Origin of the sequence: Micromonospora sp. NPDC049645, from assembly GCF_040675155.1 — a bacterium.
GTDB lineage: Bacteria > Actinomycetota > Actinomycetes > Mycobacteriales > Micromonosporaceae > Micromonospora.
This window is the reverse complement of the sequence record NZ_JBFAOI010000002.1, coordinates 433,268-447,346: the sequence shown is the minus strand read 5'-3', so window position 1 is coordinate 447,346 and position 14,079 is coordinate 433,268. Positions and strand designations below refer to the sequence as shown.

General features: G+C 72.1%; 11 protein-coding genes. 6 read left to right on the top strand and 5 right to left on the bottom strand.

The features are described from left to right. Positions 1 to 39 precede the first annotated feature (39 nt). The 4 genes from AB0J33_RS07475 (at position 40) to AB0J33_RS07460 (ending at position 4,952) form a co-directional block, all read left to right on the top strand. Positions 40 to 2,355 carry a tetratricopeptide repeat protein gene (locus AB0J33_RS07475; protein WP_363610938.1) on the top strand — a complete coding sequence of 772 codons (2,316 nt, stop codon included), beginning with the start codon at positions 40 to 42 and terminating at the stop codon, positions 2,353 to 2,355. 76 nt (positions 2,356 to 2,431) lie between these two features. After that, complete coding sequence (locus tag AB0J33_RS07470; RefSeq protein WP_363610936.1) at positions 2,432 to 3,571, top strand: sensor histidine kinase; 1,140 nt, start codon at positions 2,432 to 2,434, stop codon at positions 3,569 to 3,571. Then, complete coding sequence (locus AB0J33_RS07465) at positions 3,568 to 4,224, top strand: response regulator transcription factor (protein WP_363610934.1); 657 nt, start codon at positions 3,568 to 3,570, stop codon at positions 4,222 to 4,224. The genes AB0J33_RS07470 and AB0J33_RS07465 overlap by 4 nt, the downstream gene beginning before the upstream one ends. 89 nt (positions 4,225 to 4,313) lie before the next feature. Beyond that, the gene (locus AB0J33_RS07460) at positions 4,314 to 4,952 is read left to right on the top strand and encodes a DUF2306 domain-containing protein (RefSeq protein WP_363610932.1); all 639 of its coding nucleotides are present in this window, start codon (positions 4,314 to 4,316) and stop codon (positions 4,950 to 4,952) included. Between the two features lie 96 nt (positions 4,953 to 5,048). Here AB0J33_RS07460 and AB0J33_RS07455 read toward each other — a convergent pair whose 3' ends face one another. Continuing rightward, positions 5,049 to 5,381, bottom strand: a complete 333-nt coding sequence (locus AB0J33_RS07455) for a TraR/DksA C4-type zinc finger protein (RefSeq protein ID WP_363610930.1) — start codon at positions 5,379 to 5,381, stop codon at positions 5,049 to 5,051. Positions 5,382 to 5,733: 352 nt separating this feature from the next. On the opposite strand from AB0J33_RS07455, the gene AB0J33_RS07450 reads away from it, so the two are divergent. After that, positions 5,734 to 6,837 (top strand): hypothetical protein, encoded by a 1,104-nt coding sequence (locus tag AB0J33_RS07450; protein WP_363610928.1) that lies wholly within the window; start codon positions 5,734 to 5,736, stop codon positions 6,835 to 6,837. Between the two features lie 172 nt (positions 6,838 to 7,009). Here AB0J33_RS07450 and AB0J33_RS07445 read toward each other — a convergent pair whose 3' ends face one another. The 3 genes from AB0J33_RS07445 to AB0J33_RS07435 are packed head-to-tail and all read right to left on the bottom strand — an operon-like array spanning position 7,010 to position 9,945. After that, positions 7,010 to 8,155 carry a MalY/PatB family protein gene (locus tag AB0J33_RS07445; RefSeq protein ID WP_363610926.1) on the bottom strand — a complete coding sequence of 382 codons (1,146 nt, stop codon included), beginning with the start codon at positions 8,153 to 8,155 and terminating at the stop codon, positions 7,010 to 7,012. A 9-nt stretch (positions 8,156 to 8,164) separates the two neighbouring features. Further along, positions 8,165 to 9,265 carry a Gfo/Idh/MocA family oxidoreductase gene (locus tag AB0J33_RS07440; protein ID WP_363610924.1) on the bottom strand — a complete coding sequence of 367 codons (1,101 nt, stop codon included), beginning with the start codon at positions 9,263 to 9,265 and terminating at the stop codon, positions 8,165 to 8,167. Then, positions 9,235 to 9,945: a ThuA domain-containing protein gene (locus AB0J33_RS07435; RefSeq protein ID WP_363610922.1), complete on the bottom strand. Its 711-nt coding sequence runs from the start codon at positions 9,943 to 9,945 to the stop codon at positions 9,235 to 9,237. Before AB0J33_RS07435 ends, AB0J33_RS07440 begins: the two co-directional genes overlap by 31 nt. Before the next feature lie 284 nt (positions 9,946 to 10,229). Here AB0J33_RS07435 and AB0J33_RS07430 point away from each other — a divergent pair, with 284 nt between their 5' ends. After that, positions 10,230 to 13,103 (top strand): M48 family metalloprotease, encoded by a 2,874-nt coding sequence (locus AB0J33_RS07430; protein ID WP_363610920.1) that lies wholly within the window; start codon positions 10,230 to 10,232, stop codon positions 13,101 to 13,103. Positions 13,104 to 13,140: 37 nt separating this feature from the next. Here AB0J33_RS07430 and AB0J33_RS07425 read toward each other — a convergent pair whose 3' ends face one another. Next, a complete protein-coding gene (locus tag AB0J33_RS07425; RefSeq protein ID WP_363610918.1) occupies positions 13,141 to 14,016 on the bottom strand; it encodes an endonuclease/exonuclease/phosphatase family protein in 876 nt (291 codons plus the stop codon). Positions 14,017 to 14,079: the final 63 nt, after the last annotated feature.

The following is a 14,079-nucleotide window of genomic DNA, read 5'->3' as shown; positions in this document are numbered from 1 at the left end:
CGTACACCGCCGTACACTGACGAACGTCTATTGCCGACGGTGGGGGGCAGGGCACTGGACACCGCCGGAGCGCAGACGACCGACGACCTGGCTCGACTGTTGCGGGCGTTGCGACGCAGGCACGCACGCCAACGGGGCGACGGTGAGCTGACGTACCGGGAGCTGGCCGCCCGCACCGGCTGGTCGCACACGGCGATCGCGGAATACCTCACCGGCAAGACGCTGCCGCCCACCGACCGGCTGGACGTCCTGGCCCGGTTGCTCGGTGCCACGCCGGTCGAGCAGGGTGCGCTGGCGACCGCCCGGGACCGGATCGAGGAGAACCGCCGTCGCACGGCGCGCGCCCCGGACCGGATGGTGCCCCGGCAACTGCCCGCCGACGTGGCCAACCTCGCCGGGCGGGACGACGAGTTGGCCCGTCTCGACAAACTCGTCGCCGCGCCCAGCGCCGTGGTGGTCGCCGCGATCTCGGGCACCGCCGGGGTGGGCAAGACCGCGCTCGCCGTGCACTGGGCCCACCGCGTCGCCGACCGGTTCGACGACGGTCAGCTCTACGTGAACCTGCGCGGCTTCGACCCGGGTGGGCAGGCGCTGAGCGCCGCCACGGCACTGCGCGGCTTCCTGGACGCGCTCGGCGTGCCGGCCGTCAGGGTGCCCGCCGACCTCGACGCCCAGGCCGCCCTGTACCGCAGCGCGCTCGCCGGCAAGCGGATCCTCATCGTGCTGGACAACGCCCGTGACGCCGAACAGGTCCGCCCGCTGTTGCCCGGCACGCCCACCACCATGGTCCTGGTGACCAGCCGCAACCAACTCACCTCCCTGGTCGGCCTCGACAGCGCGCATCCGCTTCCCATCGGCCTGCTCACCCGCGACGCGGCCGGTCACCTGCTCACCAACCGGCTCGGCGTCGAGCGGGTGACCGCCGAGCCGGACGCCGCCGAGGCGATCATCGCCGCGTGCGCCCGGCTACCGCTGGCCCTGAGCATCGCCGCCGCCAGAGCCCAGCAGTCCGGCTTCCCGCTGGCCGCCCTCGCCACCGAGCTGGGGACAGCCGGCCAGCGGTTCGGCGTACTGGACGCAGGTGACGCGGTCGGCGAGGTGCGCGCGGTGTTCTCCTGGTCGTACACGGCGCTCACCGCGCCGGCGGCCGGGCTGTTCCGGCTGCTGGGCCTGCACCCCGGCCCGGACATCACGGTGCCCGCAGCGGCCAGCCTGGCGGGTCTCGCAGCGGACGCGACCCGCCGGTCGCTGACCGAGCTGACCCGCGCGAACCTGCTCACCGAGTACCGGCCCGGCCGGTTCACCGCCCACGACCTGTTGCGGGCGTACGCCGCCGAACTCAGCGTGGACACCGATCCGGAGCCGGATCGACGGGCCGCCACCACCCGGCTCCTCGACCACTACACGCACACCACCCACGCCGCCGACGCGCTGCTGCGCCCACACAGCGACCCGGCGGACCACCTGATGACCCCACCCGCGGCCGGCGTGACGCCGGAGCGGCCCACCACCCACGCGGAGGCGATGGCCTGGCTGACCGCCGAGCACCCGGTCCTGCTCGCCGCCGTCCGGCACGCCGCCGACGCCGGCTTCGACGCACACGTGTGGCGGCTGGGGCGGGCCCTCGACACGTTCCTGGACCGGCAGGGGCACTGGCACGACCGCGTGGAGACCTGCCGAGCGGCCCTGCACGCCGCCGAGCGGCTCGGCGACCCGGTGGCGCAGGCGGTCGCCCACCGCTTCCTCGCCGGAGCGCACACCGTCGTCAGCCGGTACGCCGACGCGCAGGGCCACCTCGAACGCGCCCTCGACCTGTACGTCCGCAGCGCGGACACCGAGGGTGAGGCGCGTACGCACCAGAACCTCGCCTCGCTGTGGGACCGGCGGGGAGAGCCGGGTAAGGCCCTGGAGCACTCGAGACGAACCCTCGTGCTGGCCCGGGCCGCCGGTCACCGCAGGGCCCAGGCCGACGCGCTCAACGCGGTCGGCTGGTGCCATGCCCAACTCGGCGAGCACCTGGCGGCGTTGGCGTACTGCGAGCAGGCGCTCGACCTTCTCCAACAGCTCGGCGACCGTGCCGGCGAGGCCGCCACCTGGGACAGCCTCGGCTTCGCACACCACCACCTCGGCCAGTACGACCGGGCCGTGGAGTGCTACGAGCGCACGCTTGAGCTGACCCGCGACCTCGGCGACCTCTGGGGCGAGGCGGACACCCTCAGCCGACTCGGCGACACCCGCGACGCCCTCGGCGACCCCACCTCCGCCCGGGTCGACTGGCAGCGGGCACTGGACATCTTCACGGCCCTGAAGCACCCGGACGCCGCCGCCGTCCGCGCCCGGCTCCACCCGACGTGATCGACCGGCAACCCGGCCACCCGAGTCGTACTTTGGGACGATCTGGAGTCGCACCACCGTTCGTACGATGAGTCCTATGCACCCTCGCCTGCACGCGGTGTTGGCCGAGCCGCGGGTCTCCCCCGTCCCCGTCCGGGTGTGGCGCGACTGGGCGGTGATCGCCGTCCTCGCCCCGGCGATCCTGCTGGAGGGGGCGTTGCGGCCCGATCTGCCGTGGCGGGTGGGCTGTGTCGTCGTCGCGCTCGCGCTGCTGCCCACGCTCCTGTGGCGGCGTACGGCACCGCTCGCGATGGTGGTGATCGCGTTCGGCTGCGCGACGGTCGGTCCGCTCGTGCTGCCCGGGGACGCCTGCCAGCTGTTCACCGCGAGTTTCCTGGTCCTCCTGGTCTACGCGCTGTTCCGCTGGGGTTCCGGCCGGGACGCCGCGCTCGGTTCGTTGTTCGTGGTGGCCAAGGTGACCACCGCCGGCCTGGTCGGTTCGGTCGACGGCGGCGAACTGGTAGCCGGCTTCGCGGTGATGTTCGCCGCCGCCACCCTGGGTGTCGCGATCCGCTTCCGGGCCGCCGCCCGGCTGCGTGAGCTGGACCAGGTGAAGCTGTTGGAGCGTGAACGGCTCGCCCGCGACCTGCACGACACGGTGGCCCACCACGTGTCGGCGATGGCGATCCGCGCCCAGGCCGGCATCGCCGCCTCGGCGAGTCAGCCGGACGCCGCGGTCGAGGCGCTGCGCACCATCGAGGCGGAGGCATCCCGCGCGCTCGCCGAGATGCGCGCGATGGTCCGCGTCCTGCGCCGCGACCAGCCCGCCGACCTGGGGCCCAACCCGCAGGTCGCCGACATCGAACGGCTCGCCGGTCACTTCCGCACCGGGCCGACCGTCGATGTGGACCTACACGGTGACCTCGGCGACCTGCCGCCCACGGTCGGCTCCGCGCTCTACCGCCTGGCGCAGGAGTCGGTCACCAACGCCCGCCGCCACGCACGTCACGCCACCCGCATCGAGGTCAGTGTCGCGGCCGACGACACGTCCGTGCGCCTGCGGGTCAGCGACGACGGCGAGTCCGGTTCCGCCCGACCGTCCGGCGCCTCCGGTTTCGGGTTGGTGGGCATGATGGAGCGCGCGGACCTGCTCGGCGGCACCTGCGAGGCCGGTCCCAATCCCGACCGTGGGTGGACCGTCACCGCCGTGCTCCCGCGCGAGGGGGTCGGCGCGTGACGGTTCGCGTACTGGTGGCGGACGACCAGGAGATCGTCCGTACCGGCCTCACCATCATCCTGAACACGCAGCCCGGCATCGAGGTCGTCGGTGGGGCTGGCGACGGCCGGCAGGCGGTCGAGCTGGCCCGGAGGCTCCGGCCCGACGTGTGTCTCTTCGACATTCGCATGCCGGTGATGGACGGCATCGAGGCCACCCGGGCGCTCGCCGGGCCGTCGGTTGCGGAGCCGCTCGCGGTGGTCGTCATCACGACCTTCGACCTCGACGAGTACGTGTACGCGGCACTGCGCGCCGGCGCCCGCGGCTTCCTGCTCAAGGAGGCCGGACCGGACCTGCTGCGCCAGGCCGTGCACGCCGCCGCCAACGGTGACGCGCTGATCGCGCCAAGCGTCACCACCAGGCTGCTGAAGGTCTTCGCCGACGCGGGTCCCGCCGCGCCGCGCCGACAGCCCATCGAGGCGCTCACCGACCGGGAGGAGCAGGTGCTGGTCGCCGTCGCGCGGGGGCGCACCAACAAGGAGATCGCCGACGAGCTCTACATCACGTTGAGCACGGTCAAGTCGCACCTCACCAGCCTCATGACGAAGTTGGGTGTGCGTAACCGGGTCGAGGTGGCGATGTGGGCGTACGAGACCAACCGCAGCCGGCCCTAAGTACGACGACCGCGTACGACCATGGGCCGGCCCGATCGCGGCCCATCTGCCGATGAGCCGGGCCGGGTGCGGCGTCCACCATCGACGGCATGACGATGCGCGAGTGGCGGCTACCGGCCGCGTTGATCCTGCTGGGCCTCATACCGATGCTCGCCGGCGCGGGACGGCTCACCGAGTTGGGCACCGGACCGGAGGTCACTCCGGCGAACGCCCGCTTCGTCGCCGATCCGCTGCCCGTGGTGCTGCACATCGTCGGTGCGGTGGTCTACACGATCCTCGGCGCGTTCCAGTTCGTCCCGCGCCTGCGCCGCCACAGCTGGCACCGCCGAGCCGGCCGAATACTGGTCCCCTGCGGGCTGACGGTCGCGCTCTCCGGCCTGTGGATGGCCTTCGCGTACGACCTGCCGGCCCATGACAACGACGTGCTCGCCGGCATGCGGCTCGTCTTCGGCTCGGCCATGGCCGGCGCGATCCTGCTCGGTCTCGCCGCCGTGCTGCGCCGGGACTTCGCCCGGCACCGCCGGTGGATGACGCGCGGCTACGCGATCGGTCTCGGCGCGGGCACCCAGGCGTTCACGCACGCGCCGTACCTCCTCGCGACCGGTGAACAGCCGGATGGGAACCTCCGAGCGGCGCTGGTGGTCGCCGGCTGGCTGATCAACCTCGCCGTCGCCGAGTGGTACCTGCGGCGTCCGGCCCCGGTGGTCACCGCGGCGGCCCTGCGCTGAGTTGGCGGGAATCGGCGCCTGCACCGAGTGACCGGCTGGGCGCTCCCGCACGTGCCGATGTGGCTGCCGCGCACCGCGCGGCAGCCACATCTGGCGTCACCTGCTCTGCTTCTCCTGGCACGGCACGCAGAAGCGCGCGTGTGGGAGGACTTCGAGCCGCTCGGCCGGGATGCTCTGGCGGCACCTCTGGCAGGCGCCGTAGCTGCCGTCGCCGATCCGGCTCAGCGCGCCGGTGATCTGCTCGATGTTCTGTCGGGCGGCCACCAGCAGCGCGGCCTGGGTGTGGGCCTCGCCGGGGTCGCCGGTGTCCGCGTTGAGTTCGGTCAGTTCCCGTAGCCGGGCCGTCTGGGTGGCGAAGTCGTCCGCCAGGGACGCTCGCATGTCAGCCAGCCAGGTCTGGTCGAGAGAAGGACGATGATCGACGCTCATGGTTCGCCTTTCGGAGGGGAGTATCGGCAAAAAGAAAAAGGGCCGAAGCTTGGATAGCTTCGCCCTGGCGGTCGTTCTGAGATGCAACGATTCCGCGGGTGGGCCTCGGCCGGGTCGCGTCGGGTCCGACACGGTGCGCGTGGGCGCGACGTGCAGTGCGCGGACAACGGGCACCCGCAGGTCAGCCACCAGACGTGTCGCCATCGGCACGCGGACAGCACCGACCGTCCCCACCTCGGCGGCGGGCGAGCGGAAGGGCACCGGCAGCATGCTCCCACCATAGAGGGGTATTCCGCTGATGCCAACGAGTCCTGGACCACGCGGCGGCCGGCACGGCCAGTACGGTACGTCGATGGGTAAGCGCTCGACCCGACCGATGACCGGCGACCGCGCCTGCGTGATCACGCTGGTCCACGGCACGTTCGCGCGCGATGCCCCGTGGACGCGATCGGACAGCGCGCTGAGCACGTCGCTGCGGCGGGCCGGCTGCCAGGTGACCCAGTTCGCGTGGTCCGGTCGAAACTCTCATCGGGCCCGATCGGATGCGGCGCAGGGTCTCGTCGAGCACCTGCGGAGGCAACTCGCCGACCATCCTCGCGCCCGGCACTGGGTGATCGCGCACAGCCACGGCGGGAACGTCGCGCTACACGCCGCCGACCGCTTGCGGGCCGCGCGGGGCGGGGCATCGCGGGTTACCACGGTGGCTCTCGCGACGCCGTTCCTGCACGCGCGTTCTCGGCGCATCACCGGTTGGCCGCTGTTCATCATCGTGCTGTTCAGCGCGTTGCTGGTCGGGTCGGCTTCGGTGACCGCCGTGGCCGGCCCGCGTTCGGCCGCCGACGTGGCGCTGGTCGTCGGTGGTGGCGTGTTCGCGGCCATCCTGGCCCTGTGCGCCGTCGGCGCGTTCCTGCATCGGCGATCCCTGCGGCCGGGCTGGCGGAGCCGACTCATCGGCGCCATCCACGCACCCACTGCCCGACCTGACGAGGTCGTTGTCATCCGGGCCGCCGGGGACGAGGCTTCGGGGCTGCTCGCGGCCGGTCAGTTCGTCGGTTGGCTGAGCGCGGCGGCGACCCGGCTGCTGACCAGTCTGTGGTTCTGGACGCTCCTCATCGGGCTACCGCAGCTCGCGGTCGTGGTGTCCGCCGTCACCGGCCACGGTGGACGTTTCGCCATCAACCTGCTGCTCTACGGCTTCACCGCGCCCGGCCTGGCGATGGTGGCGGTGGTGGCGGCGATGGCCGGGTCGGCGGTGGTGTTCGGCATTGATGGCCCGTTCGCCGGTCTGGTCGCGTCCTGCTCGGCCGAGGCCGCCCCGCCGGGCACGGCGACGCTGGTCCAGCTCGAGCCGCGCACCTCCGTCACCCGCAGCGGGCTCGCGCACTCCAGCCTCTACGACGATGAGCAGGTCATCGGCTACATCCTGTCCGCCGTCCGCCCGTCAGCGCAGAGCTGACCAGAACGGGTGAATCGACGGGACCGGGCGGTGCGAGGCCGGCGGCCCAGCGATCGACGGCACGGATAGCATCCCCCGGTCGCCTGTCGGTAGAGGTCCGTCCTTGCAGTCGCCCCGGGCTGGCTCCGGGGCGGGAAAGGATCGCAGCGGTGCCGGGCGGCGCGGCGGCCGCTCAGCCGACCGCGGTGGCCATCCGGCGGACCGCCTCGGTGATCAACTCAGGCGCGGTGGCCAGATTGAGCCGGACGTGGCCCGCACCGCCGGTGCCGAACGTCGGACCCGAGTTGAGCGCGACCCGGCCACGGTCGAGGAACACGGTGGCGGGGTCGGCGCGGAGGCCCAGGGCGCGGCAGTCGAGCCAGGCGAGATAGGTGGCCTGGCCGGGTTGGTAGCGGACGGCTGGCAGGTGCTCGGCGAGCAGTGCGGCGAGGAGCCGACGGTTGTCGTCCAGGCCGGTCGACAGGGCGTCGAGCCACTCGCCGCCGTCGCGGAAGGCCGCGGTGTGCGCGATCACGCCGAGGTGGCTGGTGCTGACGCTGACCTCGAACGGGACGCGAGCGAGGTCCCCGGCCGCCGCCGGGCCGGCGACCAGGAGCCCACCGCGCAGGCCAGCCAGATTCCACCCCTTCGAGGCGGACATCAGTGACAGGCCGTTCTCCGCGCCGGGCACCGAGAGGTACGGCACGAAGCGCGCGCCGCCGGCCATCACCGGGGCGTGGATCTCGTCGGCGATCACCCGCACCCCGTGCCGCTCGGCCAGAGCGGCGACGGTGGTCAACTCGGCCGCCGTGTGCACGACACCGGTCGGGTTGTGTGGGCTGCACAGCAGGTACGCCGCCGGCCGTCCGCCGGCCCGCGCCTGGCGGAACGCATCCTCCAGCGCGCCCAGGTCGATCCGCAGATCCTCGCCGAGCGGCGCCTCCACGATCCGGCGGCCGGCGTGCGCCACGAACTCGTAGAACGGCGGGTAGACCGGGCAACTCACCACCACCGCGTCGCCCCGTTCGGTGACCAGTCGCAGCGCCTCGACGACCCCGTGCATCACGTCGGGCACCAGCGCCGTGCGTTCCACGGCCAGCCCGTCCCAACCCCACCGCCGCCGGGCGAACTCCGCCAATGCCTGCGGATACGCCGTGCCGGCGGAGTAGCCGGTGTCGCCACGCGCGACGGCCTCGGTGATCGCCCGGACGATCGGCTCGGCCAGCGGCACGTCCATCTCCGCCACCCAGAGCGGCAGCACGTCGTCGGGGTACTCCCGCCATTTGAGGCTCGTCCGCTGTCGGAGCTGCTCGATCGTGAGCTGGCGAAGGGGATTCACCACGAGGGCCTACGCCTTCCAGTCCGCGACCGAGGTGAGCGGAACCGGCGCGGGCCGCTGCACCACCGTCGTCAACTCGATCCGCCTGCCCTCCGCCGCCGACCGGAGCAGGGTGGTCATCGTGTCGAGTACGTGCAACGCGAGGTCGCCGCTGGCGCGCGGCGTACGGTGATCGTCGGCCCGGACCAGGTCGATCAGACCGATGCCTCGGGAAGCCCCGGCGTAACCCGCCTGCGGTTCGAGAACGCGCCATTCGGTGCCGCCGAGCGCGAAGAGGCGGACCTCGCCGTCGAAGTTGTTCGGATCGGGTACGGCGAGTGTGCCGGTCTCCCCGTGTACCTCGATCGGCGCGGCCGTCGTGGCGACTCCGTCGAAGCTCGTCGTGATGGTGGAGAGAACACCGTTGGTGTGCTCCAGCACGCCGGTCACGTGGGTGTCCACCTGCACCGGGATCCGCTGGCCGGCGCGCGGGCCCGAGCCGATGACCCGCTCGGCGCGCAGGCGGCTGGCGACGCCACTCACCGCGTGGACCGGGCCGAGCAGTTGAATGAGGGCCGAGATGTAGTACGGCCCCATGTCCAGCAACGGGCCGCCGCCGGGGGCGTAGTAGAAGTCGGGCTGGGGATGCCAGCGTTCGTGCCCCGCAGTGACCATGACGGCCGACGCGGAGATCGGGCGTCCGACGAGGCCGCCGTCGATCGCCGCCCGCGCGGTCTGCGTACCCGTGCCCAGGACGGTGTCCGGCGCGCACCCCACGCGGACGCCCGCGGATGCGGCCCGTTCGAGGATCGAGCGGCCGTCCGGGAACGTCACGGCGAGTGGCTTCTCGACGTAGACGTTCTTACCCGCGTCGATGGCGCCGAGTGAGATGTCGGCGTGCGCGGCGGGGGTGGTGAGGTTGAGCACCGTCTGTACGTCTGGGCGGGCGAGCAGCCGCTCGACGCTCGACGCCTCGGCGCCGGGGATCGTCGCCGCGACCTCGGCCGACCGGGACGCGTCGAGGTCGGCGACCGCGGCGATGCTCAGCGCGGGATGGTTCGCGAGTGTGTCCAGGTAGGCGCGGGAGATGACCCCGAGCCCTACGATGCCGACGCGGTGCGGGTCGCCCACACCATCCCCCTCTCGATGACGGTACGAACGCTCGCGTGCCTCAGCACGTCGAGGTCGTGCCCCGGGGTCGTCACGACGATGCGCCCGGCACCCCAGAGGCGGGTCCAGATCGCCGGCGAGGTGACCGGACGGTGCCACGGATGCCACGCCTGGGTGGGGTGGGTGGTGACGGCCAGTACGTCGACCAGGTCGTCGTGCAGCACCCAGTACTGCTCGGTGACCAGGTCGAAGTCCTCGATATCCGCGGTGATCGGATGTTCTCGGCCGAGGTCGGTGATGCGCACCGAGTGCGGCAGGAAGTTGTCCTCCGGACCACCGTGGCGCTCACCCGGCTCCCGGCCCGGATGGGTCGCGAACTGACCGCCCACCAGATGCAGGTACTCGGATGACGCACGGAACGAGTCCACGATGCCGCCGTGCCAGCCGGTGAAGCCCGTACCGGCGATGACCGCCGCGCTGAGGCCCGCCACCTGGTCCGCCGTGATCTGCGACATCGTCATGCACTGCACGACGAGGTCGGTCTCGGCCATCTCGGCGGCATCGGCGTAGACCTCGGTCGACTCCTCGACCCGCACGGCATAGCCGTTGCGTTCGAGGAAGGGTATGAACAGCTCGGTCGCCTCGACCGGCCGGTGCCCCTCCCATCCGCCTCGAACCACCAGTGCTCTCCGCTGCGTCACCGTCGCTCCCTTCCGCACGGTCCGTCGCCGTCGGGCGCGGGGTTGCCGCCCCGGCGACGTGCCGCCGACGCCCATCCATGTCGATCACCGAAACCGTACCCGTGGAAGCCGCCGAAGCCTCCGGTGGATCTGAACCGGTTGGCCGGGTGCGTCCCAGCGGGTCGATCGAGCGGGCTTCGCCGGATCCTCCGCGCCGACGGCCGACCGGACGCGGCTCAGTCACCTTCGTGACGGATGAGGCTGGTGGACACTGCGTATCCTGATGCCTACTCGCCGGAGGTGGTATGGCCGACACGCGCGGCACGTCGCCGTCAACCGCTGCGCTGACCCGGAGGCCGGGTGGGCCTCCGCCCACCCCGCTGCTCTGGCTCTATCTGCAGGTCACCGGAGTGGTGGCTGGCGTCGGTGTCGCGGCCGGCAGCATGTTCTTCTTCGGTCACCGTCCACTGGCGCAGCCCTACGCGCAGGCGATGGTCCGCTGTTCCCGGACCTACGACGTCGACCCGAGCATTCCCGGCGAGTTCGATGCCACCCGGACAACGCAGTTCCTGACCTGCATGTCCGATCCGGCCCGGGTACGCGGGTTGGTGATGCTCACCGGCGGCGTCCTGCTGGTGGTCGGGCTCGCCCTGATCGTCGCACTGACCCCGGTGGTCGATCGGTGGCGGCTGCGCCGCCACCGGCTCCCGGGCGTCGTCGCCGGTGCCGAGCAGCGGTTTGCCGAACTCTGCGATCGGCAAGGGCTGTACGGTCGGCACCGGCCCCGGTTGTTCGTGGCGGGACCGTCGGTGCGGCAGGCGTTCACCACCGTCCGGCCCGGCGGTCGGCCACTCGTGGTGCTGCCGGCCGCGGTGGCGGTGGGTTACCGGGATCCGGCGCGGTTCGACCCGGTCGTCCAGCACGAGTTGGCGCACGTGCAGGGTCGCGACGTCCGGTGGGTCTCCGCCGTGCGTGGTCTGCTGTGGCTGGTCGTACCGGCCGTGGTGGTGGCCGGCGCCGCGGAGATCCGCAGGGTAGGGCTGACCGAGATCCCGGTCGTCACGGTCGGCCGGGCGCTGGTGCTGGTGCTGTTGAGCGCCCTGCTGCGGGCGCTGGTGCTGCGACTGCGCGAACACGAGGCGGATCAGCAGGTCAGCCGCACCGGCGACCCGTCCGCGCTGGTCCGGCTGTTGGACGCCGCTGCCGCAACCCGACCGCACGCCCCCGGGCGGCTGCGCCAGCTCTTCGCCCGGCACCCGACACCGCAGCGGCGGGCCGCCGCGCTGCGTGGCAGGCAGCCGGTGTCGGTTGACGGCCCCATGCAGGCCGCGGTGACCGGGGCGGTGACGGGGATCGTCGCGGGCGCGGCATCCCAGGCGGGGATCCTGTTCGCGTACGACCGGGATCTCTCCGTGCTGACGGCCGGCCTGGTCGGTGTGCTGTTCGGGTTCGGGTTGACCCCCGCGCTGCATCGCAGGGCGCTCAGTGGTGCGCCGTCGCGGCGTTGGCTCCCGGTCGTCGCGGCGGCTGCCGGTCTCGCCGTGGGCGGGTTCCTCTTCCCCAGCGGAACCTCCGGTGGCGGTGCGTCGTTTCCCACCGGCACGGCCAGCCTCAGCGTCAGCCTGCGGTTCGCGATCGTGGTCGCACTGGCCGGCGTGGTCGCCGGCACCGCCTGCACCCTGCTGGCCGGGCTGGCGGCCCGCCGCGGCCCGGACCGGTTCACCCGACTCCGGCGAGGGCTCACCTACCTGGCGGCCTCCGCGACCGTCACGGCCGTCTGCTGGCCGTTGCAGTTCCTGGTCGTCGGTCTGGAACGACCGGTGCCGACCCGCGCCTGGCTGGTCTACGCGCTGCCCGACGCGCCGTGGCCGTGGCTGGCTCTGGCCCTGCCGACGGCGGTCGTGGCCCTGATCGGCTGGCGTCGGTTCGCCACCCGTGCCGTCCTGTCCGTCATGGCGGTGACCGGGCTGATCGGTGCGGGCCTCGCATCGGCACAGGCGCTGCGGAACCCGCCGGCCACGCTGGACGCAGCGCTCTCCCTCCTGCAACAGAGAGAATGGATATGCGCCCTGGCCGGGTGGGCGACACTCGTGGTGCTCGCCACCGGGCGCGGTGACCTCGGTATGGGGAGGGCCCTTGGTGCCGGGGCGGGTGTCGCGGGGCTGACCGGCACGTCGCAGTTCGTGCATGAGGTGCTCTCCGGTCGTACCTGGGATGCGACCCTGCTCCGGCTCTACGTCGGCGTACCGGTGATCTGGTGGCTCTACCTCGCGGTGCTCACGATGCCCATCCTGCTCGGGCTCTCCGCTCTTACCGGACGGCTCGGACGACGACCCGGTCTGATCGGGCGGCCAACCCACCACCCCGACACGCCGCGACGGGTGTGGCCGGTGGTGGGCCCGGCGACGGCGGCGCTCCTGGTCGCGGCGGCGGCGGTCATCGGGCTGCCCGGTGGACCGGTGCTGTTGCCGACAGCGGCGCCGACCGCCACCGGTCCGCCGGTCGTGGCGACGCCGTCCCCGACCACCGTCGGGCCGAGCGTCAGCGCCTCACCGGGTGGGCGGACCGGTGCTGATCCCGGCCGGATCCTCACCGTCGCGCAGGCCGGCGCCGCCGCCGGCGCGGTCCGGGCCAAACTGCCGGCCTTCTGGAAGCCGGAGCCGCAGGAGCGGGAAACCGGGGAGTCCGACACCGTCGTCGCGCCGCCGGCCTGCCGGCGGTTGGCCCGGGACGACTACCTGCGCGGGATCGAGTCGGACAAACGGGTCGACGAGATTCGCGGCTTCGCCACCAGGAAGTCGCCGAACAGCATCAGGCAGTCGACAGTCATCGTGATCGTCACCTCGTACGCCCACCCCGTGCCCGACACGCTTGTCGACGAGGCCGAGGCCGCCCGCGCCGCGTGCTCCCGGTTCACCGCCACCGTCCCCGGTGGCTCACCGGTGCGGTTCACGGTGCGCGCCCAGGCGGCTCCTCAGGTGGGAGAGGAGTCCTGGCGGGTGCGGTACGACCTCTCGCTCGGCAGTGGTTCGACGAGGATCACCGGTACGACCCTGTTCGGCCTGGTCCGGGTCGGCCACAACCTCGTCCTGGTGCAGTTGAGCGCCGTCGCGGAGCCGTTGGACGAGGCGGTTTTCGAGGCGGCGGTCTCTTCGACGGTGGCTGTCCTCAGCCGCTAGTCGCGCGGTTGGTGGAGGTGGAAGGGCGGACGGGTGGTCAGTTCTGGATGGAGAACGTCGCGACGACACCGTTGTGGTCGGACCTGGTGCCGCCGACGATGTCGTAGTCGGTCATCCACATCAGCTGGTATTCCGGCAGCCGCTTCCAGAAGTAGACGTAGTCGATGTGCCGGTTGCCGTGCGTCCCGGTGCCCTTCTCGCCGTAGAGGTTGTAGTTGGAGCGCAGGTTCGGCAGGTCGTTGGCCTCGAAGACCTGCCACGGAAACTTCGCGTACCCGTAGCTCCGGTCGGCGCTGAAGTCGACGTTGAGGTCACCGCTCACGATGACCTGCCCCTCGCTCTGCTTGGCGACCGCGAGATCCTTGAGGCCCTGGAACTGCGCCTCGGCGCATCTGGTGCGTGGCAGGTCCTCCGGTCGGCCGGCGGTTTCGATGCTGGCCACCGCATGGGCGTTGATGTGCGTCACGTTGCGGCCGCTGGCCTTGTGCCGGTACTTGACCCAGTTGTTGTACCGGGCGGGCGGCACCTCGCCCGGACCGTTGGTGTCACAGACGAAGATCGAACCCTTGTCGAGTACGTCGAACATGCTCTTCTTGGCGATCAGCGCCTCGCCAGCCTGGTTGGTGCCGCCCGGCGCGTACAACCACCAGCCGTTGTCGGCGGCCCAGCTCTCCAGGAACGCCTTGCGGTTGCCGACCTCGTTCAGACCGACGAGGTCGGTCTTGGAGGCGATCAGATTCAGATCGTAGGCGAAGTCCGCCTGGCTCAGTCCGTTGTAGATGTTCAGCGTCGCCGCCTTGAAGGCCACCGTCGCCGCTACCGCCGGGGTTGCCGGCAGCAGGGCCGCCACCAGCGCGACGGCAGCCGCGAAAGCGCCCAGGGCTCGGGCCGGCCAGTGCAGTGTGTCAGGCATCGACTTCCCTTCGCACGAACCGCCGACGGTGGCGGTCACCGCACCTTATCGATCGAAGTCGAC